This window comes from Piscinibacter lacus, from assembly GCF_016735685.1.
In the GTDB taxonomy this organism is placed as follows: Bacteria; Pseudomonadota; Gammaproteobacteria; order Burkholderiales; family Burkholderiaceae_C; genus Aquariibacter; species Aquariibacter lacus.
Map to the genome: position 1 here is coordinate 435,324 of NZ_JAERRA010000002.1, position 21,937 is coordinate 457,260.

A 21,937-nucleotide genomic window follows, 5' to 3' on the forward strand; every position below is an offset into this window, starting at 1 on the left:
GAGGCCGAGCCGGAGCGGCGAGCTGCGACGCTGGGCGCCGGAACGAACGGAATTCGGATCGATGGACATGCTTGCCTCTTGAATGCTGTCGTCTTCTTGGGTACGCGGGGCGCTGCGGCCCGTCGCGTTGCAGGGACTCCGTTGGCGCGACGGAGTTTCCTGGCGATGCGCTGAAGCGAGGCCACCCGGGGGCGACATCCGATCTCCGCAGCCGCTAGCGGCGCCGTTCCAACCCGGCTGCGAAGGCCTGGAGTGTGGCGACAGGAACATCTCCCACCACGGTGATCCACCAATCGCCCTGACGACGGACGAGGGTTTGCGTCGCGCCCGTGCTCAGCAGCAGCTCGCGCCGGTGCTGGCGCGCCTCGAAGGGCTCGATGAAGAGCGAGACATGGGTGAGGCCGTCGGAGTAGATGGTTTGCAGCACCTCCACCCGGGCCTGCGGCTCGGCAGCCGTTGCCGCCAGCGCGCCCGAGGGCGCGGCCGCAGGCGGCAGCGGGCGCTCGATGGGCCGGCGCACCGAGCTGAGGTGGCGGAAGCCCTCGGGCACGCCCTGCAGCATCCAGCCGCTTTCGTCGAGCGCGACCGGCTCCAGCCGGCTGCGCTGCACGCGGTAGCCCTCGGTCTGGCGCATGGGGCCCAGCACCAGCTCGGGCTGGGGCCGCACGCCGATCTGAAGCTCGGAGAAGGCGACCGACTCCAGCACCGTGCCGTCGGCGCCCAGCACCTCGGCGCGCAGCAGCAGGCCGGTGCGGCGCTCGGTCCAGAGCCGGTGGGCGAAGCGCAGGCGGTCGCGGGGCCGCAGCTCCAGCACGCGGGCCTCATGGCCGGCAACGCGGTCGCTGCCGACCTCGCGAACCTGGTAGACCTTGTCGAGCCGCTCGCTGCCGCCTTCGATCAGGGCCGGGAAGGCGGCCAGGGGACGGCGCTCCTCGACCACGGCCCGACCCAGGCCCGGCCACAGGGTGTGGACCTGGTCGTTGTGGCGGAAGATCTCGCAGCGCAGGCCATCGAGGATCTCGACCCGCTGGTACTGCTGGTTGCCGACATTGAAGTGGCTGATGCGCGTGCTGCGCGCCTGGCCGCCCGCGGTGACGACGAAGGTGCCCTGGAAGCTCTTGCGGCGCAGCGCGTCCTGCATGCGCTCCAGGGTTTCGAGCGCCTCGGGCGCACTCGCGGCCGGCTCCGCCGCCGGGGCGGCGCTGGCGCCGGTCAGCAGGCCGAGGAGGCAGGCCCCGACGAAGCGCCGCCAGGCGAGGCCGGCACCCCGAAGCTCAGCGCTCCGCGTCCGCATGGGCGGCACTGCGCAGGAAGGGCGAGGGCTCGCCAGACCCGATCCGGTCGGCGAACTGCTTGTGGGCGGCGAGGTAGTGGTCGAGCCCGGCATCGCGCAGCAGGCCGCCGGTCTCGGCGCCCGTGACGGCCGACGTCGCCAGGGCCTGGGGCAGGTCCGGGCCGACCAGCACGGGGCGCGATTCGGCGGGCGGCGCGCTGGCAAGCTGCGGCGCGGCGGCATCCTCGCCCGGCCCGCGGGTGACGATCAGGGCGCCGATCACCATCACGCAGGCCGCAGCGACCGCGGCCGAAGCCGCCCAGCGACCGGGCCGCGGCCGGCGCGACAGCGGCTGCGGCCGGGGCGCGGGGGCCAGCACCGCGGGCTCCTGGGCCAGGCGCTCGCGGAGGCGCTGGAGGAAGGCGGCGTCATGGCCCGGGGCGGCGGCCAGGTCGTCGGAGCGCAGCACATCGCCGATGAGCTGGTAGTCGTGCCAGCGCTTGCGCAGGGCCGGATCGCTGCGCCAGTCGCTCATCAGGCCGCTCACTTCATCCGGCAGGGCCTCGCCGTCGACCAGGGCGGACAGGCGCTCGGCCTGGCGGGCGTCAGCAGGTGGGGACTGGGGATTCACGACAGGACTCCGGAAACAACGGTCACACAGGGCGGCAGGAACGGGATCACCAGCGCTCTCCTTCACGCGTGTCGAGCAGCGGACGGAGGCGCTCGGCGATGGCTTCGCGCGCCCGAAAAATCCGTGAGCGCACCGTGCCGATCGGGCAATTCATCACGGTGGCGATCTCCTCGTAGCTCAGCCCCTCGATCTCGCGCAGCAGGATGGCCTGGCGCAGATCGTCGGACAGGGCCTCGATGGCGGTGTTGACCGCCGCCGCGACCTGGCGGCTGGCGAGCACGTTGTCCGGGGTCTCCCCATCACTCAGTTCGTTTTCGAGCCGGGAAGTTTCCTCGCCGTCCTCATCGCGTCCGAGCCGCGCCGATTCGGTGATCAGGGGGTCGCGCTTGAGTTCCATCAGCGCCTTCTTGGCCGTGTTCACCGCGATGCGGTAAAGCCAGGTGTAGAAGGCGCTCTCGCCGCGGAACTGCGGCATGGCACGGTAGGCGCGGATGAAGGTTTCCTGCGCGATGTCCTGCACCAGGTCCACGTCGCGGACCATGCGGGCGATCAGCCGCTCGATTCGCCGCTGGTACTTGACGACCAGTAGCTCGAAGGCCCGGGCATCGCCGTGCTTCACACGATCGACCAGCAGGGCATCGGCTTCGGCGTCAGGGGTCGTCACGGCAGGCGGTCGGGGGGCGGGGCGGCACCCCCATCGGACAGGGAGCCTTCAAGGCGGGCGGAATATAGCGCAGCGCGGAAGGCGGCCCAGTCGCCCGCGCAGCGGCTGCGTTGCAGGGCCCACCATCGGTGGCCGAGCATGCCGCCACCGGGCTGCTGCATGCGCAGGAGCATGGCATCGCCCAGGTCGAGCATGGGCTGCACGTTCAGGGCCTGGCCTTCGGGCGACATGCTCCACTGCCGGCCATCCCAGGCCAGCACGGTGGGCCGCTCCGGCCCCAGCAGCCGCGCCGGCCGCCCCAGCAGCGCCAGGGCGAGGGCCAGTGGCAGGCCCAGCAACAAGGACAGCGGCAGTTCATGCCCGTGCAACCAGGCACCGAGCGTGCCGGCCGCGAGCAGGACCAGCCCGATGAGGGCGGCGCGCCAAGCCGGCGAAGGGCGAATCTCCAGCCGGGCGGTGCGCGGTGTCGACACGTTAAGCGCTCCGCGGCTCAGGCCCGAAGGAAGGACCGATGGGCCGGATGGAGCACCGGCGGCTTCACGTCAGCGACCGGCCGCAGCCCGGGCCGGGCTCAGACCCGCGTGAAGACCAGCGAGCCGTTGGTGCCGCCGAAGCCGAAGTTGTTCTTCAGCGCAGCATCGATCTTCATCTCGCGCGCGGTGTTCGCGCAGTAGTCCAGGTCGCACTCGGGATCCTGGTTGAAGATGTTGATCGTCGGCGGCGAGATCTGGTGATGGATGGCCAGCACCGTGAAGACCGACTCGATGCCGCCCGCGCCGCCCAGCAGGTGGCCGGTCATGGACTTGGTCGAGTTGACGACGAGCTGCTTCGCGTCGGCGCCGAAGGCCGCCTTGATCGCATTGGTCTCGTTGATGTCCCCCAGCGGCGTGGAGGTGCCGTGGGCATTCAGGTACTGCACCTGGTTGGTGTTGAGCCCGGCATCCTTGAGCGCGAGCTGCATGGAACGCTTGGGGCCGTCCACATCGGGCGCGGTCATGTGGTACGCATCGGCACTCATGCCGAAGCCGGCCAGCTCGGCATAGATCTTGGCGCCGCGGGCCTTGGCATGCTCGTACTCCTCCAGCACCATCACCCCGCCGCCTTCGCCGAGGACGAAGCCGTCGCGGTCCTTGTCCCAGGGGCGGGAGGCGGTGGTCGGGTCGTCGTTGCGGCTCGACAGTGCACGGGCCGCGGCAAAGCCGCCGATGCCCAGCGGCGAGACCGTGCTCTCGGCACCACCCGCGACCATCACGTCGGCATCGCCGTAGGCAATGATGCGCGCCGCCTGGCCGATGGAATGCAGGCCCGTCGTGCAGGCGGTGACGATGGCCAGGTTGGGGCCCTTGAAACCGCACTTGATCGAGACATGGCCCGAGATCATGTTGGTGATCGAGGCCGGCACGAAGAAGGGCGAGATGCGGCGCGGGCCGCGGGCCAGGTATTCGCTCTGCGTGTTCTCGATCATCGGCAGGCCGCCGATGCCCGAGCCCACCAGGCAGCCGATGCGCTCGGCCTGTTCGGGCGAGAGCGCCTCGCCCGTGGGCAGGCCGGCATCCGCCACGGCCTGCAGCGAAGCCGCCAGCCCGTAGTGGATGAAGGTGTCCATGTGGCGGGCTTCCTTGGCGGGGAAGTAGGTCTCCACGTCGAAGCCCTTGACCTCCCCGGCGAAACGGCAAGCGAAGGCCGAGGCGTCGAACTTGGTGACCGGCCCGATGCCGCTCTTGCCGGCGACGAGGTTGGACCAGGACTCAGCCACCGTGTTGCCCACGGGCGTGATCAGCCCGAGGCCGGTGACGACGACACGACGCTTGCTCATCGATCCGCTTCCGCTCAGGCCTTGGCGTTGTTCTTGGCGTAGTCGATCGCGAGCTGGACGGTCGTGATCTTCTCGGCCTCTTCGTCCGGGATCTCGATGCCGAACTCGTCTTCCAGGGCCATCACCAGCTCGACGGTGTCGAGCGAGTCCGCGCCCAGGTCGGCCACGAAAGCCTTCTCGTTGGTGACTTCGGCTTCGGCCACGCCGAGTTGCTCGGCAATGATCTTCTTGACGCGGGCTTCGATATCGCTCATGTCTCCTCCTAGGAGAGTGCTGAAAAACAGCGCGGGATTCTATGCGGTCCGTGAGACGGTCCCGGGGCTGCTGGGTCCGGGCGGCTTGCGACACCGTCCGGGGTGGAAAAACAGGATTGGCGCCCGTCTCAGGCCATGAACATGCCGCCGTTCACATGCAGCTCGCTGCCGGTGATGTAGGCCGCGGCGGGCGACGCCAGGAAGGTGACCGCGGCGGCGATCTCCTCGGCCTGGCCCAGGCGGCCCAGGGGGATCTGCTGCATCAGCGCATCTTTCTGGGCCTGGGGCAGATCATGCGTCATGTCGGTGGCGATGAAGCCGGGCGCCACGCAATTGACGGTGATGTTGCGGCTGCCCAGCTCCCGGGCCAGTGCACGCGTCATGCCCGCCACGCCGGCCTTGGCCGCCGCGTAGTTGGCCTGCCCGGCATTGCCCGAGGCGCCGACCACCGAGGTGATCGAGATGATGCGGCCCTGGCGCTGCTTCATCATCGGCCGGATGGCCGCGCGGCTGGCGCGGAAGACGGCGCGCAGGTTGGTGTCGTGCACGGCATCCCAGTCGGCATCCTTCATGCGCATGGCCAGGGTGTCGCGGGTGATGCCGGCGTTGTTCACCAGGATGTGCAGGCCGCCGTGAGCGCTGACGATGCCCTCGATCGCGGCGTCCAGCGCGGCGTCGTCGGTCACGTCCAGCTTCAGGCCCTGGCCGCCGTGCGGGGCCAGGGCCTCGCCGATGGCGGTTGCGCCGCTGTCGCTGGTGGCGGTACCGATCACCTTGGCGCCTTGTTCGGCCAGGCTCAGCGCGATGGCGCGGCCGATGCCGCGGCTGGCGCCGGTGACCAGGGCCACCTGGCCGGCGAGGGAGAGGTTCAGGCTCATGCGATGGGCTTTCTTCAGCGCGCGTTCAAACGGTGCCGGGCTGGCTCAGCCCAGCAGGGCGCGGGTCTCGGCCAGGCTGGCCGGGTCGGCGATGCCGGCCGTGAGCAGGCCAGGCTCGATGCGCTTGGCCAGGCCCTGCAGCACCTTGCCCGGGCCGCACTCGACCATGTGGGTGATGCCGCGCGCGGCCAGGGCCTGCACGGTGCCGACCCAGCGCACCGCGCTGTAGGTCTGGCGCACCAGCGCATCGCGGATTTCATCGGGCGTGCCGGCCCAGCTCAGGTCGACGTTGTGGATCAGCGGGATCTGCGGCGCCTTGAGCGTCGTCTGCGCCAGACGCTCGCGCAGGGCCTCGGCGGCCGGCCGGATCAGGCTGGAATGGAAGGGGGCCGACACCGCCAGCGGCAGCGCGCGCTTGGCACCGGCCGCCTTGAGCTTCTCGCAAGCCAGGGCGATGCCGGCGGCGCTGCCGGCGATCACCGTCTGCGCCGGGTCATTGAAGTTGGCGGCCTCGACCACCTCGCCGCTGGCTGCAGCCAGCTCGGCACAAAGCTCGACCACCTTCTCGGCCGGCAGGCCGAGGATGGCGGCCATGCCGCCCGTGCCCACCGGCACCGCCGCCTGCATGGCCTGGGCGCGCAGGCGGACCAGCGGCACCGCATCGGCCAGGCTCAGCACACCGGCCGCCACCAGGGCGCTGTACTCGCCCAGGGAATGACCGGCCACCGCGGCCGGCAGCGCCCCGCCCTCGGCCCGCCAGGCGCGCCAGGCGGCGACCGAGGCGCTCAGCATCACGGGCTGGGTGTTGGTGGTCAGGTCGAGCTGCTCCTTGGGGCCCTGGGCGATCAGCGCCGCCAGGTCCTCGCCCAGCGCGGCCGAGGCTTCGGCCAGGGTGTCGCGCACGGCGGGATGGTCGCCCCAGGCATCGAGCATGCCCACGGTCTGCGAGCCCTGGCCGGGGAAGACGAAAGCCAACGTCGTCATCGTCATGGGAGGTCGGAAAGCAAGAGGGAGGGAAGGGTGCGGCCCGCGGGCCGCCGCGGGGCCGGCTCAGAAGTCCAGCAGCACCGCGCCCCAGGTGAAGCCGCCGCCCACGCCTTCGAGCAGCACGGTGTCGCCGCGCCGGACCTGGCCGCTGCGCACGGCCTCGTCCAGCGCCAGCGGCACCGAGGCGGCCGAGGTGTTGCCATGGCGGTCGACGGTGGCGACCAGCTTCTCGACCGGCAGGCGCATCTTGCGCGCCGTCATCTGCATGATGCGGATGTTGGCCTGGTGCGGGATCAGCCAGTCGATGTCCTCGGGCGTGCGGCCGGCCTGGGCCAGCACCTTGCGGGCGGCGTCTTCCAGCACGCCCACCGCCAGCTTGAAGACGGCCTGGCCGTCCATGCGCAGCAGCGGCTGGCCCAGCACCTGGCCGCCGGCCACGGTGCCGGGGGTGCACAGGATCTCGACCTGGCGGCCGTCGGCGTCCAGCGTGCTGGCCAGCAGGCCCGGCGTATCGCTGGCCTCCAGCACGACCGCGCCGGCGCCGTCGCCGAAGAGCACGCAGGTCGTGCGGTCCTTGAAGTCGAGGATGCGCGAGAAGACCTCGGCGCCGATCACCAGCGCGCGCCGCGCCGTGCCGGTGCGGATCAGCGCATCGGCCACCGTCAGGCCGTAGACGAAGCCCGAGCAGACGGCCTGCACGTCGAAGGCCGCGCCGCCCGGCACGCCGAGCTTGCGCTGCACGATGCAGGCGGTCGAGGGGAAGACCATGTCCGGCGTGGACGTGGCGACGACGATCAGGTCGATGTCGGCCGGCGTGCAGCCGGCGGCTTCCATCGCATGGCGGGCGGCATGCACCGCCAGGTCGCTGGCATTGACGCCGTCGGCGGCGAAGTGCCGGAAACGGATGCCGGTGCGCTCGACGATCCAGTCGTCCGAGGTCTCGATGCCGTCGGCGGCCAGGCGGTCCACCAGGTCCTGGTTGCTCAGGCGCAGCGGCGGCAGGTGGCTGCCGGTGCCGGCGATGCGCGTGTAGCGCGTCGGGGTCGAAGAGGGGGCCATGCGCGGAATCTCGGAGGGGACGCGGGCGGCCTCAGGCCGCGGCAGGGGTCGGCTCGTCGGCGCAGGTCGGGGCCTGCAGGCGATCGTGCACCCGCTGCATCAGGCCGCGCCGGGCGGCATCGTGGGCTCGGATCAGGGCCTGCTCGAAGGCGAAGGCATCGGCCGAGCCATGGCTCTTGAAGACCAGGCCGCGCAGGCCCAGCAGGGCCGCGCCGTTGTAGCGCCGGTGGTCGACCCGCGCCTTGAAATGCTTGAGCACCGGCAGCGCCACCAGCGCCGCCAGCCGGGCGTAGGGCGTGCGGGTGAACTCCTGCTTGATGAAGTTCGACAGCATGGCCGCCAGGCCCTCGGCCGTCTTCAGGGCGACATTGCCGACGAAGCCATCGCAGACCACGATGTCCGTCGTGCCCTTGAAGATGTCATTGCCTTCGACATTGCCGTGGAAGTTCAGGCGGCCCGCCTCGCCGGCGGCGCGCAGCAGCTCGCCGGCCTGCTTGATGACCTCGCTGCCCTTGATCGCTTCTTCGCCGATGTTCAGCAGACCGACGCTGGGCTCGTTCTTGCCATCGACGGCGGCGACCAGCGCACTGCCCATCAGCGCGAACTGCAAGAGGTGCTCGGCCGTGCAATCGACATTGGCGCCGAGGTCCAGCACGGTGGTGTAGCCATCGCGCTGGTTGGGCATGACGGTGGCGATGGCCGGCCGGTCGATGCCCTCGACGGTCTTGAGCAGGTAGCGGGCCACCGCCATCAGCGCGCCGGTGTTGCCGGCCGACACGCAGACATCGGCCAGCGCCCGACCGCCTTCGCCTGCCTTGAGCAGGCCGAGCGCGACGCGCATCGAGGAATCCTTCTTGCGGCGCAGGGCGATCTCGACCGCATCGTCCATGGTCACGACCTCAGTCGCGACGACGATGCGGGTGCGCGGCCAGCCCGCCGCCTCGGCCAGCGCATCGGCGCGGCCGACGAGCAGCAGCTCGGCTTCGGGATGCTGGTCGAGGAAGCGGCGGCAGGCCGGCAGCGTGATCGCCGGGCCGTGGTCGCCGCCCATCGCGTCGATGGCCAGGCGAACGGGCAGCAGGGCGCTCATCGCGGGCGGGCGCTCAGCGCCACCGCAAAGCACACGCCCGGCCGCCTGCAGCGCAGGGGGCCGGGCGGAAGGGTCGCGCCGCGCGGGGCCGACTGCCGTCCGCGGCGCGAACGGCGGTCGGCCGCATCACGCTCAGGCATCGGCCTTGGTCTTCAGGACCTTGCGGCCACGGTAGAAGCCGGTCGGGCTGATGTGATGACGCAGATGGGTCTCGCCGGTGGTCGGCTCGATCGCGGTGCCCGGCTGGTTCAGGGCATTGTGCGAGCGGTGCATGCCGCGCTTGGAGGGCGACTTCTTGTTCTGTTGAACGGCCATGGTTGGCTCCAGTGAAGCAGGACGGACGGGGCTCGAAGGCCGCAGTGGCGTCCGAGGTAAAGCCCGCGAGTGTAGCAGGGCGGAAATGCGCGAAAAGCTCAGCTCGCCGGGCCGCGCCCCTTGCGGCGCGGCGGGCGGGGCGGCTCGGCACCGCCGGCCTCGGCTTCGGGCGCCGCGCCGCCCAGGCTGGCCCGCAGCGCCGCCAGGGCGCCGAGCTCCGCAAAGGGCTGGACCCGCGGCGGCTCGGGCTCGGGCAAGGGCTCGAAGCCCTCGCCCTCGGGCGGGGCCACGCCGACGCCCAGGGCCTCGGCCCCCGGCAGCGGCGCGGGGCAGCGGCTGTGGCGCGGCACCAGCGGCAGGTCGAGCAGCATCTCGTCCTCGACCCAGGCCTGCACGTCGAGTCGGCGGTCCATGGCCAGCACATCCTCGTCGCTCAGGGTGTCGAGCTCGGCAGCCTGGGCCTCGTCGCGGACGAAGCGCACGCTACGGTCGATGCGCAGCAGCACCTCGACCGGGGCCAGGCAGCGCTGGCAGCTCAGGAAGAGTCGGGTGTCAGCCTGCAAATGCAGGCGGACGATGGGGTCGCCGCCGGCGCGCGGGCGGTGCTCGCCACGCAGCGACCAGCGCACCGCATCCTCGGCGCCGGGCCGGGCCTCGGGCGCGGTCGAATCGCTCAGGCGCACCAGCTCCGTCAGCGGCCAGGCGCCGGACAGGTCCTGGCCGGCCTCGGCAAAGGCGGCGACATCGAGGGCTCGGGGCTTGGCGGGACGCAGGCTCATGCGCCGCAGTTTAGGCGTCGGCCCCGTGGCGAACGGCATGCGGTCGGTCGGTCGGTCGGTCGGGCGGCCCGGCCGGCGGTCGGGCTGGCGTCCCGGGGCCTGACCGGGCCGGCTCCCGGGGCGCCGGCCGACAATCCCTGCATGACCGCCCCGCCACTGATCCTCGGCTCCAGCTCGCGCTACCGCGCCGAGCTGCTGGCCCGCCTGCACCTGCCCTTCACCTGCGTCGCGCCCGAGGTCGACGAAAGCCCGCGGCCCGGCGAAACCCCGCGGGCCCTGGCCGGGCGCCTGGCGCGCAGCAAGGCGCTGGAGGTGGCCGGCCGCCATCCCAGGGCCTGGGTGATCGGTGCCGACCAGGTCGCCGACCTGGCCGGCGAGCCGCTCGGCAAGCCCGGCGATGCGGCCGGCGCGCAGGCCCAGTTGCGGCGCCTGTCGGGCCAGGCGGTGGTCTTCCACAGCGCGCTGGCCCTGGCCGGGCCGGGCGGCCTGCACGGCGAATGCTGCATCCCCGTGCGGGTGCGCTTCCGCCGCCTGGACGAGGCCGCGATCGCGCGCTATGTCGCGCTGGAGCCCGCTTTCGACTGCGCCGGCAGCGCAAAGTGCGAGGGCCTGGGCATCACCTTGCTGGAGGCGATCGAGAGCGAGGATCCGACCGCACTGATCGGCCTGCCCCTGATCGCCACCGCCGCCCTGCTGCGCGGCGTCGGCCTGGACCCGCTGGGGGCTGCGGCATGAACGCCGGCCGCCTGATCCTGGTGCCCAACACCCTGGACCTCGGCGCGCTCGACGCCGACGCGGCGCCGCCCGACCTGCGCGAGGTGCTGCCGCGGGCCGTGCTGCGCGAGGCCGCCCGGCTCGGCCACTGGGTGGGCGAGAACGCCAAGACCACCCGGGCCTTCCTGAAGCGGGTCGATGCCGTGCAGCCCCTGGCCCAGCCGCTGCAGGCCGTGGCCATCACCGAGCTGCCGCGCCCGGCCAAGGGTCGGCCGCAGGCGGCCGACCGGGTCGCGCTGCTGAAGGCACATGAGGCCCTGCTCGCGCCGCTGCGCGCCGGGCAGGACCTGGGCCTGATCTCGGAAGCCGGCCTGCCCGGGGTGGCCGATCCGGGCGCCGAGCTGGTGGCCGCCGCGCACCGTGAAGGCCTGGCCGTGGAGGTGCTGGCCGGCCCCAGCAGCCTGAGCCTGGCGCTGGCCGCCAGCGGCCTGCAGGGCCAGAGCTTTGCCTTTGCCGGCTACCTGCCGCAGGACGAGGCCGGCCGCGCGCAGCGCCTGCGCGAGCTGGAACAGCGTTCGGCGCGCGAGCAGCAGACCCAGCTCGCCATCGAGACGCCCTACCGCAATGCCGTGCTGATGGAGGCCCTGCTGCGCCATTTGCAGCCCGGCACCCGCTTGGCCGTGGCCTGCGGCCTGACGCTGCCGGGCGGCTGGTGCCGCACACGCAGCGTGTCGGCCTGGCGGGTGGAACCGCCCAGCTTCCCGCGCCACCGGCCGGCAGTCTTCGCCTGGCTGGCGGCTTGAAGGAGCGGGGCCGCCGCTTCGGCGATCCTGAAGCGGCGGGCGCCGCGGACGCCCCGCCCGGGCCGGTCGCTCAGCCCGCCGCGGGCCGCGGCGCCTGGCGCAGCCGCCAGGCCGCCCAGCCCCAGGCCAGCAGCAGGCCGAAGGCATCGGCCAGCAGATCGGCCCAGGACGCACTGCGGGTGGTGGTGAGCAGGCCCTGGCCGATCTCGACCAGGCCGCCATAGGCCAGCAGACCCAGCAGGGGCGCGAGCAGCCGGTCGGGCCAGGCGCGCTGCGCCATCAGGCCGAAGAGCAGGAAGGCCGCGATGTGCTTGACCTTGTCGAAGTGCAGCAGCTCGCCCGGCTCGGGGTGGTAGGGCTGAAGCGCAACCACCAGGCCCAGCAGCAGGCCGCCGATCAGCAGCAGCCGCCAGGCCGGCGGCGCCGTCAGGCCGCCGCGTTTCAACCCTTGGAGCCGCCCAGCAGGGCGGCAATCCGGCGGCGCGGCTTGATGAAGCGCGACAGGCTGTTGCCGGCCGCGGCGGGCGCCGGGGCACGGTCCCAGGCGGCGGTGGCTTGGTCTTCGGCCGGCGGCTCATAGGGCCGGTCGAAGAAGGGATCGCTGGCCGGCGCGCGGCGCGGCGGGGCGGAAGGCGGGCTGCTGCGCAGGGGCGCGGCGGGCCGCTCGTCGTTGAAGTCGGTCTCGCGGGCGCGCGGCGGCGGCGCGCTGCGGCGCGGGCGGTCGTCGCGCAGCTCGTAGGGCTCGACGTCGAGCTTCTTCTTGAGCAGCTTCTCGATCTCGCCGGTCAGGCGGCCGTCGTCGCGGTCGACGAAGGTGAAGGCCAGGCCCGAGGCGCCGGCCCGGCCGGTGCGGCCGATGCGGTGGATGTAGTCCTCGGCATGGAAGGGAATGTCGTAGTTGAAGACCGCCGGCAGGTCGGCAATGTCCAGGCCGCGGGCGGCCACGTCGGTGGCCACCAGCAGGTCGACCTCGCCGGCCTTGAAGGCGGCCAGGGCCTTCAGGCGCTCGTCCTGCGACTTGTCGCCGTGCAGCGCATTGGTGCGCAGGCCGTCGCGCTCGAAGGCACGCGCCAGCCGCGCCGCGCCGAGCTTGCTGTTGACGAAGACGATGCTCTGGGTGATGCCGCGCTCGCGCAGGATCTGCCGCACGGCGGCGCGCTTGTCGTCCTCCTCGACGCGGTAGAACCGCTGTTCGACGGTGGAAGCGGTGGCATTCGGCCGGGCGACCTCGACCAGCAGCGGGTCCTGCAGGTAGCTCTGGGCGAGCTTCTTGATCTCGGGCGAGAAGGTGGCCGAGAACAGCAGGGTCTGGCGGGTCTTGGGCAGGTAGCTGAGGATGCGCTGCAGGTCCGGCAGGAAGCCGATGTCGAGCATGCGGTCGGCCTCGTCGAGCACCACGTACTCAACCTGCGAGAGGTTGCAGTTCTTCGCCTCGATGTGGTCGAGGAGGCGGCCGGGGGTGGCGATCAGCACCTCGACGCCCTTCTTCAGCTCCAGCGTCTGCGGCTTCATGTCGATGCCGCCGAAGACCACGGTGGAGCGAAGCTGGGTGTGCTTGGCATAGGTCTTGACGTTGTTGGCGACCTGGTCGGCGAGCTCGCGCGTCGGCGCCAGCACCAGCGCACGCACCGGGTGACGGGCCGGCGAGACGCTGGCGCTCTCGTGTCGCATCATCTTCTGGAGCAGCGGGATGGAGAAGGCCGCCGTCTTGCCGGTGCCGGTCTGGGCTGCGCCCATCACATCCCGGCCGGCCAGGACCACCGGGATGGCCTTGGCCTGGATCGGCGTCATGGTTTCGTAGCCGGCATCGGCCACGGCACGCAGGAGCTTGGCGTCCAGCGGCAGGGTCGAGAAACGGGCGGGGGGCGCATCAACCGGCGCCTCGGGGGTGTTTTCTGCTTGCATCAACCGAGGATTATCGACGGGAACGGTCAATCGCCCCAAACAGCCGGCCCGGGTTTTGCAGGCCAACCCGGTGCGATCCCCACGGCAGACCGCCCGGCCCAGGACCGGGCCCACCTGTTTCGGGGGAGAAACGCAAGACACGGTCGTTATAGTGCGCTCGCCCCTCCGATACCGCCCCGTGCGGCACGCCCTCCCATGTCCATCGTTCCCGTCATCTTGTCCGGGGGTTCAGGCACCCGTCTCTGGCCGCTGAGCCGTGCCCTGTATCCCAAGCAGTTTCTCGCCCTGGGCGGCGAGCAGACGCTGCTGCAACAAGCCGTGCAGCGCTTGCAGGCCCTGGGCCAGCGGGCCGGCACGATGGAGGCCCCGCTGCTGATCGGTGCCGAGGGTCACCGCTTCCTGCTGCTCGACCAATTGCGCGAAATCGGCGTGCAAGCCGCCGCCATCGTGCTGGAGCCCGCCGCGCGCAACACCGCGCCGGCCCTGGCCCTGGCGGCCCTGGCCGCGCTGGAGAACGGCGGCGACCCGGTGCTGCTCGTCAGCCCGGCCGACCAGACGGTGGGCGACACCGCCGCCTTCACCGCCCTGCTGGCCCAGGCCGTCGAGGCCGCACAGGCCGGCCAGATCGTCACCCTGGGCGTGGCCCCGACCCGCCCCGAGACCGGCTACGGCTACATCAAGAGCACGGCCCCGGCCGACGGCAGCCCGGTGCGCCGCGTGCAGGCTTTCGTCGAGAAGCCCGACCGCGCCACCGCCGAACGCTACCTGGCCGAGGGCGGCTATGCCTGGAACAGCGGCCTCTTCGTGCTCAAGGCCTCGGCCTGGATGGCGGCACTGGACCGCTACCGGCCCGACATCGCCACCGGCGCCCGCGCCGCCTGGGCCGGGCGCAAGCTCGATGCCTCCTTCGTGCGGCCGGACAAGGCCGCCTTCGAGGCCACGCCGGCCGATTCGATCGACTATGCGGTGATGGAGCGCCTGCCCGGCGATGCCCAGGCCCCGGCCCCGCTGGTCACGCTGACCCTGGATGCAGGCTGGAGCGACCTCGGCGCCTGGGATGCCGTCTGGCAGGTTGGCGCGGCCGATGCCCAGGGCAATGTGGCCCAGGGCGATGTGCTGTTCGAGGACAGCCGCAACACCCTGGTGCACGCCACGAGCCGGCTGGTGGCCACGGTCGGCGTCGAGGACCTCGTCGTCGTCGAGACCCCCGATGCCGTGCTGGTCGCCGACCGCAGCCGCAGCCAGCAGGTCAAGCAGATCGTCGCGCGCTTGCAGCAGTCCGGCCGCGGCGAGGGCGAACTGCACCGCCGCGTGCACCGCCCCTGGGGCTGGTACGACAGCGTCGACGCCGGCCCGCGCTTCCAGGTCAAGCGCATCCTGGTGAAACCGGGCGCCTCGCTGAGCCTGCAGATGCACCACCACCGTGCCGAGCACTGGATCGTCGTTTCCGGCACCGCCGAGGTGACCTGCGGCAGCAGCAAGCGCCTGTTCAGCGAAAACCAGAGCACCTACATCCCGCTGGGCGAGACCCACCGCCTGGCCAACCCCGGCAGCATCCCGCTCGAAATCATCGAGGTGCAGTCGGGCAGCTACCTGGGCGAGGACGACATCGTCCGTTTCGAAGACACCTACGGCCGCAACTCGGCAGACAAGACATGATTCTCGTGACCGGCGGCGCCGGCTTCATCGGCAGCAACTTCGTGCTCGACTGGCTGGCCGACCCGGCGGCCGAAGGCGTCGTCAACCTCGACGCCCTCACCTACGCCGGCAACCTGGCCAACCTGGCCTCGCTGAAGGACGACCCGCGGCATGTCTTCGTGCACGGCGACATCACCGACCGCGCCCTGATCGACCGCCTGCTGGCCACCCACCGCCCGCGCGCCCTGGTGCACTTCGCCGCCGAAAGCCATGTGGACCGCTCGATCCACGGCCCCGGCGCCTTCATGCGGACCAATGTCGACGGCACCTTCACCCTGCTGGAGGCCGCGCGCGCCTTCTGGGGCACGCTCGAAGGCGCGGAGAAGGCGGCCTTCCGCTTCCATCATGTCAGCACCGACGAGGTCTACGGCAGCCTCCAGCCCAGCGACCCGCCCTTCGCCGAGACCCACCCCTACGAGCCCAACAGCCCCTACTCAGCCAGCAAGGCCGCGTCGGACCACCTCGTGCGGGCCTGGCACCACACCTACGGCCTGCCGGTGGTGACGACCAACTGCTCGAACAACTACGGGCCCTATCACTTCCCCGAGAAGCTGATCCCGCTGATGATCGTCAATGCCCTGGCCGGCAAGCCGCTGCCGGTCTACGGCGACGGCCAGCAGATTCGCGACTGGCTCTACGTCAAGGACCACTGCAGCGCCATCCGCGCCGTGCTGGCCGGCGGCCGCCTCGGCGAGACCTACAACATCGGCGGCTGGAACGAGCAGGCCAACATCGACATCGTCCACATCGTCTGCGGCCTGCTCGACGAGTTGCAGCCCGACCCGGCCGGCCCCTATGCGCGCCTGATCACCTATGTGACCGACCGCCCGGGCCACGACCGCCGCTACGCCATCGATGCCCGCAAGATCGAGCGCGAACTCGGCTGGCGCCCGGCCGAGACCTTCGCCACCGGCATCCGCAAGACGGTGGCCTGGTACCTGGCGAACCGCGACTGGGTGGCCGAGGTGCAGAGCGGCAGCTACCGCGACTGGCTGGCCCGCAACTACGGCGGCCGCGTCGCGGACCCGGCCTGAGTCCCCGGCCATGAAGATCCTGCTGCTGGGCAAGGGCGGCCAGGTCGGCTGGGAGCTTCAGCGCGCGCTCGCGCCGCTGGGGGAACTGGTCGCCCTGGGCACCCAGAGCCAGGATCTGGCCGCCGACTTCCGCCAGCCCGAGGCCCTGGCCGCCACCGTGCAGGCGGTGCGGCCGGACGTGATCGTCAATGCCGCCGCCTACACCGCCGTCGACAAGGCCGAGAGCGAGCCGGCGGTGGCCGCCGCGATCAATGCCGAGGCGCCCGGCGTGCTGGCCCGCGAGGCCGCCGCGCTCGGCGCCACCCTGCTGCACTACAGCACCGACTATGTCTTCGACGGCAGCGGCGACACGCCGCGCGACGAGGATGCCGCCACCGGCCCGCTCAGCGTCTATGGCCAGACCAAGCTCGACGGCGAGGAGGCCATCCGCGCCAGCGGCTGCCGCCACCTGATCCTGCGCACCAGTTGGGTCTATGCCGCCCGCGGCGGCAACTTCGCCAAGACCATGCTGCGCCTGGCGGGCGAGCGCGACAAGCTCACCATCATCGACGACCAGATCGGCGCGCCCACCGGTGCCGAACTGCTGGCCGACCTGAGCGCGCATGCCCTGCGCCGCCTCGCCCGGCAACCGGCCCTGGCCGGCACCTATCACGCGGTGGCCGGCGGCGAGGTGAGCTGGCACGGCTACGCCTGCCATGTCATCGAATGGGCCCGCGCCCATGGCCATGCGCTGCGCGTGCCGCCCGATGCCATCCTGCCGATTCCCACCCTCGCCTACCCCACGCCGGCGCGGCGCCCGCTGAATTCCCGCCTGGACACCCGCAAGCTGCGCGCGGCCTTCGACCTGGAACTGCCGCACTGGCAGACCGGCGTCGACCGCATGCTGAGCGAAGTGCTCGGCGCCTGAAGCCCCTTCCCGATCCCACGGTTTTCCATGCAACGCAAAGGCATCATCCTCGCGGGCGGCTCCGGCACCCGACTGCACCCGGCCACCCTGGCCGTCAGCAAGCAGTTGCTGCCGGTCTATGACAAGCCGATGGTGTACTACCCCCTGACGACGCTGATGCTGGCCGGGATCCGCGACATCCTCGTCATCAGCACGCCGCAGGACACGCCGCGCTTCCAGGCCCTGCTGGGCGACGGTTCGCAGTGGGGCCTGAACCTCAGCTACTGCGTGCAGCCCAGCCCGGACGGCCTGGCCCAGGCCTTCATCCTCGGCCGCGACTTCGTCGGCGGCGCGCCCAGCGCCCTGGTGCTGGGCGACAACATCTTCTACGGCCACGACTTCCAGGGCCTGCTGCGCAATGCCGCGGCGCGGACGGACGGTGCCAGCGTGTTCGCCTATCACGTGCAGGATCCGGAGCGCTATGGCGTCGTCGCGTTCGACGCCGCGCAGAACGCGATCAGCATCGAGGAAAAGCCGGACGTTCCCAAGAGCAACTACGCCGTCACCGGCCTCTACTTCTACGACCACCAGGTCTGCGACATCGCGGCCGACATCCAGCCCTCGGCCCGCGGCGAGCTGGAAATCACCGAAGTGAATGCCCGCTACCTGGCGCAGCAGCAGCTCAGCGTCGAGATCATGGGCCGCGGCTATGCCTGGCTGGACACCGGCACCCACGACAGCCTGCTCGAAGCCGGCCAGTTCATCGCCACCCTGGAGAAACGCCAGGGCCTGAAAGTGGCCTGCCCGGAAGAAATTGCCTACCGGGCCGGCTGGATCGATGCGGCAACCCTTGAACGGCTGGGTCAGGCGCTGAAGAAAAACGGTTATGGTCAATACCTGCTGAAGATCCTCAAGGAGAAGGTGTTCTGATGCAGATCACGCCCACCCGGCTGCCTGAAGTGCTGCTGCTCGACCCGAAGGTCTTCGGGGACGATCGCGGTTTCTTCACGGAGAGCTTCAACCAGCGCGTGTTCGACACCGCGCTCGGCCGGCCCACCTGCTTCGTGCAGGACAACCACTCGCGCTCGGTGCGCGGCGTGCTGCGTGGCCTGCACTACCAGCTCGACCCGCATGCCCAGGGCAAGCTGGTGCGGGTGGTGGCCGGCAAGGTCTTCGACGTCGCGGTCGACATGCGTCGCAGCAGCCCGCGCTTCGGCCAGTGGGTGGGTTTCGAGCTGAGTGCCGAGAACCACCGCATGGCCTGGATCCCGCCGGGCTTCGCCCATGGTTTCCTGGTGCTCAGCGAGATCGCCGACTTCCTCTACAAGACCACCGACTACTACGCCCCTGAAAGCGAAGGCTCGGTGCGCTGGGACGATCCCGCCGTCGGCGTGGTCTGGCCCGAGCTCGGCATGGCCCCCACCCTCTCCCCCAAGGACCTGGCCGCCCCGCTGCTGGCCGACGCCAAGACCTTTGCCTGAGCGGGGCACGCCGCCCCGGCCTCGCCCTGCCCCATGCCCATGCTCCCGATCGCGATCACGCCCGACATCACCGTCGCCAACGACGCCCCCTTCGTCCTGTTCGGCGGCATCAATGTGCTGGAGTCGCGCGACCTGGCCCTGCAAGCCGCGGAGGCCTATGTGCAGGCCTGCACGAAGCTCAAGATCCCCTACGTCTTCAAGGCCAGCTTCGACAAGGCCAACCGCTCGTCCATCCATTCCTACCGCGGCCCGGGCCTGGACGAGGGCCTGAAAATCCTGCAAGAGGTCAAGCAGACCTTCGGCGTGCCGGTGATCTCCGACGTGCACGAGCCCTGGCAATGCGCGCCCGCCGCCGAGGTGATCGACGTGCTGCAACTGCCGGCCTTCCTGGCGCGGCAGACCGACCTGGTCGTGGCCCTGGCCAGCACCGGGCGCGTCATCAACATCAAGAAGCCGCAGTTCCTCAGCCCGCACCAGGTCGGCAACATCGTCGAGAAGCTGCGCGAGGCCGGCAACGAGCGCATCCTGCTCTGCGACCGTGGCACCAGCTTCGGCTACGACAACCTGGTGGTCGACATGCTGGGCTTCGACGTGATGAAGAAGGTCAGCGGCGGCCTGCCGGTGATCTTCGATGTGACCCATGCCCTGCAGCAGCGCGACCCGCTGGGCGCCGCCTCCGGTGGCCGCCGCCAGCAGGTGGCCGACCTGGCGCGGGCCGGCCTGGCCGTCGGCCTCGCCGGGCTCTTCCTGGAAGCCCACCCCGACCCGGCGCAGGCCAAGTGCGACGGCCCCAGTGCCCTGCCGCTGGACCGGCTGCCGGCCTTCCTGGGGCAGATGAAGGCTCTCGACGAGTTGGTCAAGGGCTTCGAGCCTCTGCGCATCGACTGAAGCGGCGCCGACCCGCCCGGACGGGTCGGCTATCCTGACGGGTTGCGCGCCGGCCCGTCCGGCCTTCCTGGTCCTGACCCGTGTCGATCGTCCGATGACTGCCGCCCTGACCCATTTGCAACGCCTCGAAGCCGAGAGCATCCACATCCTGCGCGAGGTGGTGGCCGAGGCGGACAAGCCGGTGATGCTCTATTCCATCGGCAAGGACAGCTCGGTGATGCTGCACCTGGCGAAGAAGGCCTTCTACCCGGCCCCGCCGCCCTTCCCGCTGCTGCATGTGGACACCACCTGGAAGTTCCAGGCCATGTATGCCATGCGCGAGCGCATGGCCCGCGAGCTGGGCATGGAACTGCTGGTGCACCAGAACCCCGAAGCCAAGGCCCTGGGGGTCAGCCCCTTCAGCCACGGTTCGCAGATCCACACCGACCTGTGGAAGACCCAGGGCCTGAAGCAGGCCCTGGACCTGCACGGCTTCGACGCCGCCTTCGGCGGTGCACGGCGCGACGAGGAGAAGAGCCGCGCCAAGGAGCGCATCTTCAGCTTCCGCAGCGCCGAGCACCGCTGGGACCCGAAGAACCAGCGGCCCGAGCTATGGAAGCTCTACAACGCGCGCAAGCAGCCGGGCGAGTCGATCCGCGTCTTCCCCATCTCCAACTGGACCGAGCTGGACATCTGGCAGTACATCCACCTGGAGAACATCCCCATCGTGCCGCTCTATTACGCGGCCGAGCGGCCGGTGGTCGAGCGGGACGGCACCTTGATCATGGTCGACGACGACCGCATGCCCCTGCGCCCCGGCGAGCAGCCGCAGATGAAGAGCGTGCGATTCCGCACCCTGGGCTGCTACCCGCTGACCGGCGCGGTCGAATCCACCGCGACCACCCTGCCGCAGATCATCCAGGAGATGCTGCTGACCACGACCTCCGAGCGCCAGGGCCGCATGATCGACCACGACACCGCCGCCTCGATGGAGAAGAAGAAGCAGGAAGGGTATTTCTGACATGGCCCACGTTTCCGACCTCATCGCCCAGGACATCGACGCCTACCTGAAGCAGCACGAGCGCAAGAGCCTGCTGCGCTTCATCACCTGCGGCAGCGTCGACGACGGCAAGAGCACGCTGATCGGCCGCCTGCTCTATGAATCAAAGATGCTCTTCGAGGACCAGCTCGCCGCCATCGAGGCCGACTCCAAGAAGTGGGGCACCCAGGGCGAGAACATCGACTTCGCGCTGCTCGTCGACGGCCTGGCGGCCGAGCGCGAGCAGGGCATCACCATCGATGTGGCCTACCGCTTCTTCAGCACCGACCGGCGCAAGTTCATCGTCGCCGACACGCCGGGCCATGAGCAGTACACCCGCAACATGGTCACCGGCGCGTCCACCGCCGACGTGGCCATCCTGCTGATCGACGCCCGCCGCGGCGTGCTGACCCAGACCCGCCGTCACGCCACCCTGGTCTCGCTGCTGGGCATCCGCCACATCGTACTGGCCATCAACAAGATGGACCTGATGGGCAACGAGCAGGCCGTCTTCGACCGCATCGTGGCCGACTTCGGCGCCTTCGCGCAGCAGCTCGGCATGGACGGCGTGGCCCTCCACCCCATCCCCATGTCGGCCCTGGTCGGCGACAACATCACCGAGCGCAGCGCGCGCATGCCCTGGTACACGGGCCCGGCGCTGATGGAGTTCCTGGAGACGGTCGAGATCGACGACACCCGCCTGCAGCGCAGCCCCTTCCGGCTGCCGGTGCAGTGGGTCAACCGGCCCAACCTCGACTTCCGCGGCTTCGCCGGCCAGATCGCCGGCGGCGTGGTGCGCCCCGGCGACCGCGTGCGCGTGCTGCCCTCGGGCAAGGAAAGCACCGTCGCGCGCATCGTCACCGCCGACGGCGACCTGCCCGAGGCCGTGGCCGGCCAGTCCGTCACGCTGACCCTGGCCGACGAGATCGACTGCTCGCGCGGAGACCTGCTCTGCGGCCTGGACCAGCCGGCCGCGGCCGCCAGCCAGTTCGAGACCACCCTGGTGTGGATGCACGACGAGCCGATGCGCCCCGGCCGCCGCTACCTGATGAAGCTGGGCACGGCCACCGTGCCGGCCACGGTCGGCGCCATCCGCCACCAGCTCAATGTGAACACGCTGGAGAAGCATCCGGCCGAGCAGCTTGAGCTCAACGGCATCGCGGTCTGCACGCTGACGCTGGACAAGGCCCTGCCCTTCGATCCCTATGCCGCCAACCGCGACACCGGCGGCTTCATCCTGATCGACCGGCTCAGCCACAACACCGTCGGCGCCGGCATGCTGCTGCATGCCGTGCAGGGGCAGCAGACCGGCGACCGGCCGGTCGATGCCGCCGCGCGGGCCGCGCTCAAGCAGCAGCAGGCGGCGGTGCTGGCCTTCCTCGGCGGCACGGCCACCCAGCGTGCGGCCCTGCTCGACCAGGCCGAGCGCGAGCTGCATGCCGCCGGCCGCCACACCCTGCGGCTGGAGCGCAACGCGCTGCCCGCCGGCCTGCAAGCCGAGCTGCCCGCCACCCTGGCGCTGCTGCGCGAGGCCGGCCTGATCGTGCTGATCGGCAGTGATACGGCCGAGGGCCTGGGCGAAGGCCTGGTGCCGCTGCACGTCCAGATCACCGCCGGCGGCCTGGGCTTGACGGCTGCACAGGCTCAGCCCCTGAGCCTGCCGGACGGCGAGAGCCAGGGCGCCGCGCTGCGCGCCTGGCTGCTGGCGCTGCTGGGCTGATCCCGCCGGCGGCGGCAGCGTCCGCCCGCGGGGTCGGCCGGCCG

24 protein-coding genes are annotated in these 21,937 nt (G+C 71.1%); 10 read left to right on the plus strand and 14 right to left on the minus strand.

Going from position 1 to position 21,937, the window contains the following annotated elements:
* Positions 1–214: 214 nt before the first annotated feature.
* The 12 genes from JI742_RS12295 to JI742_RS12350 form a co-directional block, all read right to left on the minus strand.
* Positions 215–1,294 carry a MucB/RseB C-terminal domain-containing protein gene (locus JI742_RS12295; protein ID WP_201827282.1) on the minus strand — a complete coding sequence of 360 codons (1,080 nt, stop codon included), beginning with the start codon at positions 1,292–1,294 and terminating at the stop codon, positions 215–217.
* Positions 1,275–1,904 (minus strand): sigma-E factor negative regulatory protein, encoded by a 630-nt coding sequence (locus JI742_RS12300; protein WP_201827284.1) that lies wholly within the window; start codon positions 1,902–1,904, stop codon positions 1,275–1,277. Before JI742_RS12300 ends, JI742_RS12295 begins: the two co-directional genes overlap by 20 nt.
* 46 nt (positions 1,905–1,950) lie before the next feature.
* Complete coding sequence (gene rpoE, locus JI742_RS12305; RefSeq protein WP_201827286.1) at positions 1,951–2,568, minus strand: RNA polymerase sigma factor RpoE; 618 nt, start codon at positions 2,566–2,568, stop codon at positions 1,951–1,953.
* Positions 2,565–3,041 (minus strand): hypothetical protein, encoded by a 477-nt coding sequence (locus JI742_RS12310; protein WP_201827288.1) that lies wholly within the window; start codon positions 3,039–3,041, stop codon positions 2,565–2,567. Before JI742_RS12310 ends, rpoE begins: the two co-directional genes overlap by 4 nt.
* A 98-nt stretch (positions 3,042–3,139) precedes the next feature.
* Positions 3,140–4,384 carry a beta-ketoacyl-ACP synthase II gene (gene fabF, locus JI742_RS12315; protein ID WP_201827290.1) on the minus strand — a complete coding sequence of 415 codons (1,245 nt, stop codon included), beginning with the start codon at positions 4,382–4,384 and terminating at the stop codon, positions 3,140–3,142.
* Positions 4,385–4,398: 14 nt separating this feature from the next.
* Positions 4,399–4,638, minus strand: a complete 240-nt coding sequence (gene acpP / locus JI742_RS12320; RefSeq protein WP_182664281.1) for an acyl carrier protein — start codon at positions 4,636–4,638, stop codon at positions 4,399–4,401.
* Positions 4,639–4,766: 128 nt separating this feature from the next.
* Positions 4,767–5,516, minus strand: a complete 750-nt coding sequence (gene fabG, locus JI742_RS12325; protein WP_201827292.1) for a 3-oxoacyl-ACP reductase FabG — start codon at positions 5,514–5,516, stop codon at positions 4,767–4,769.
* A 45-nt stretch (positions 5,517–5,561) separates the two neighbouring features.
* The gene (gene fabD, locus JI742_RS12330; protein WP_201827295.1) at positions 5,562–6,500 is read right to left on the minus strand and encodes an ACP S-malonyltransferase; all 939 of its coding nucleotides are present in this window, start codon (positions 6,498–6,500) and stop codon (positions 5,562–5,564) included.
* 66 nt (positions 6,501–6,566) lie between these two features.
* A complete protein-coding gene (locus JI742_RS12335; RefSeq protein ID WP_201827297.1) occupies positions 6,567–7,562 on the minus strand; it encodes a beta-ketoacyl-ACP synthase III in 996 nt (331 codons plus the stop codon).
* A 31-nt stretch (positions 7,563–7,593) separates the two neighbouring features.
* Positions 7,594–8,652: a phosphate acyltransferase PlsX gene (gene plsX / locus JI742_RS12340; protein ID WP_201827298.1), complete on the minus strand. Its 1,059-nt coding sequence runs from the start codon at positions 8,650–8,652 to the stop codon at positions 7,594–7,596.
* Positions 8,653–8,784: 132 nt separating this feature from the next.
* Entirely contained in the window at positions 8,785–8,967 is a 183-nt protein-coding gene (gene rpmF, locus JI742_RS12345) for a 50S ribosomal protein L32 (RefSeq protein WP_201827300.1), read from the minus strand.
* A gap of 98 nt (positions 8,968–9,065) precedes the next feature.
* Positions 9,066–9,746 carry a YceD family protein gene (locus tag JI742_RS12350; RefSeq protein WP_201827302.1) on the minus strand — a complete coding sequence of 227 codons (681 nt, stop codon included), beginning with the start codon at positions 9,744–9,746 and terminating at the stop codon, positions 9,066–9,068.
* 141 nt (positions 9,747–9,887) lie between these two features.
* On the opposite strand from JI742_RS12350, the gene JI742_RS12355 reads away from it, so the two are divergent.
* On the plus strand, positions 9,888–10,481 hold the full coding sequence (locus tag JI742_RS12355) for a Maf family protein (protein WP_201827304.1): 594 nt from the start codon (positions 9,888–9,890) through the stop codon (positions 10,479–10,481).
* On the plus strand, positions 10,478–11,263 hold the full coding sequence (locus tag JI742_RS12360) for an SAM-dependent methyltransferase (protein WP_201827307.1): 786 nt from the start codon (positions 10,478–10,480) through the stop codon (positions 11,261–11,263). The genes JI742_RS12355 and JI742_RS12360 overlap by 4 nt, the downstream gene beginning before the upstream one ends.
* Positions 11,264–11,333: 70 nt before the next feature.
* Here JI742_RS12360 and JI742_RS12365 read toward each other — a convergent pair whose 3' ends face one another.
* Entirely contained in the window at positions 11,334–11,708 is a 375-nt protein-coding gene (locus tag JI742_RS12365) for a VanZ family protein (protein WP_236677024.1), read from the minus strand.
* Positions 11,705–13,168 carry a DEAD/DEAH box helicase gene (locus JI742_RS12370; protein ID WP_201827309.1) on the minus strand — a complete coding sequence of 488 codons (1,464 nt, stop codon included), beginning with the start codon at positions 13,166–13,168 and terminating at the stop codon, positions 11,705–11,707. Before JI742_RS12370 ends, JI742_RS12365 begins: the two co-directional genes overlap by 4 nt.
* Positions 13,169–13,363: 195 nt before the next feature.
* Here JI742_RS12370 and JI742_RS12375 point away from each other — a divergent pair, with 195 nt between their 5' ends.
* The 8 genes from JI742_RS12375 to cysN all read left to right on the plus strand — a co-directional run bounded on the left by JI742_RS12375 (position 13,364) and on the right by cysN (position 21,893).
* Entirely contained in the window at positions 13,364–14,827 is a 1,464-nt protein-coding gene (locus JI742_RS12375; protein ID WP_201827311.1) for a mannose-1-phosphate guanylyltransferase/mannose-6-phosphate isomerase, read from the plus strand.
* The gene (gene rfbB, locus JI742_RS12380) at positions 14,824–15,900 is read left to right on the plus strand and encodes a dTDP-glucose 4,6-dehydratase (RefSeq protein ID WP_201827313.1); all 1,077 of its coding nucleotides are present in this window, start codon (positions 14,824–14,826) and stop codon (positions 15,898–15,900) included. The genes JI742_RS12375 and rfbB overlap by 4 nt, the downstream gene beginning before the upstream one ends.
* Positions 15,901–15,910: 10 nt before the next feature.
* Entirely contained in the window at positions 15,911–16,807 is an 897-nt protein-coding gene (gene rfbD, locus JI742_RS12385) for a dTDP-4-dehydrorhamnose reductase (protein ID WP_201827316.1), read from the plus strand.
* A 27-nt stretch (positions 16,808–16,834) separates the two neighbouring features.
* Positions 16,835–17,716, plus strand: coding sequence for a glucose-1-phosphate thymidylyltransferase RfbA (gene rfbA / locus JI742_RS12390; RefSeq protein WP_201827318.1), 882 nt, complete (start codon positions 16,835–16,837; stop codon positions 17,714–17,716).
* The gene (gene rfbC / locus JI742_RS12395; RefSeq protein ID WP_201827320.1) at positions 17,716–18,267 is read left to right on the plus strand and encodes a dTDP-4-dehydrorhamnose 3,5-epimerase; all 552 of its coding nucleotides are present in this window, start codon (positions 17,716–17,718) and stop codon (positions 18,265–18,267) included. Before rfbA ends, rfbC begins: the two co-directional genes overlap by 1 nt.
* Positions 18,268–18,306: 39 nt before the next feature.
* Positions 18,307–19,155, plus strand: coding sequence for a 3-deoxy-8-phosphooctulonate synthase (kdsA, locus tag JI742_RS12400; protein ID WP_201827970.1), 849 nt, complete (start codon positions 18,307–18,309; stop codon positions 19,153–19,155).
* A gap of 94 nt (positions 19,156–19,249) precedes the next feature.
* On the plus strand, positions 19,250–20,155 hold the full coding sequence (gene cysD / locus JI742_RS12405; RefSeq protein ID WP_201827322.1) for a sulfate adenylyltransferase subunit CysD: 906 nt from the start codon (positions 19,250–19,252) through the stop codon (positions 20,153–20,155).
* A 1-nt stretch (position 20,156) separates the two neighbouring features.
* The gene (cysN, locus tag JI742_RS12410; protein ID WP_201827324.1) at positions 20,157–21,893 is read left to right on the plus strand and encodes a sulfate adenylyltransferase subunit CysN; all 1,737 of its coding nucleotides are present in this window, start codon (positions 20,157–20,159) and stop codon (positions 21,891–21,893) included.
* The last annotated feature ends 44 nt before the right edge of the window (positions 21,894–21,937 follow it).